Source organism: Streptomyces monashensis, assembly GCF_001866665.1.
GTDB lineage: Bacteria > Actinomycetota > Actinomycetes > Streptomycetales > Streptomycetaceae > Streptomyces > Streptomyces monashensis.
The window spans coordinates 1-348 of record NZ_MLYO01000145.1 but is presented as its reverse complement, the minus strand read 5'-3'; the positions used below and the strand labels follow the sequence as shown (position 1 = coordinate 348).

The 348-nt window shown below is 74.1% G+C and carries 1 protein-coding gene; it reads right to left on the bottom strand.

The genetic code is table 11. From position 1 onward, the window contains the following. Positions 1–98: 98 nt before the first annotated feature. Positions 99–348, bottom strand: a 250-nt coding sequence (locus tag BIV23_RS44615) for a CysS/YqeB C-terminal domain-containing protein (protein WP_425443589.1), incomplete at its 5' end; no start/stop codon positions are given.

Below are 348 nucleotides of genomic sequence, written 5' to 3'. Positions count from 1 at the left end.
ACCACGTTCGGAAAGCGGATGGCGTCTGAGGGTCTGGGCCCTGGCCGGGCGTGGCGCGGTCCGCGACCTCATCCGTGTTCACGCCGGATGGGCGGTGCTCAGCGCTGGCTGAGGGTCCAGCGTGGGCCGTGGGGGCTGTCCTCGACGGTGAGGCCGGACTGGGTGAGCTGGTCGCGGATGGCGTCGGCGGTCGCCCAGTCCTTGCGGGCACGGGCGGCCTCGCGCTGGTCCAGGACCAGGCGGACGAGGCTGTCGACCACGCCGTGCAGGTCCTCGCTGCGGTCGGACTCGCCCGCCCACCGCTCGTCGAGCGGGTCGAGGCCGAGGACGCCGAGCATGGCCCGCACC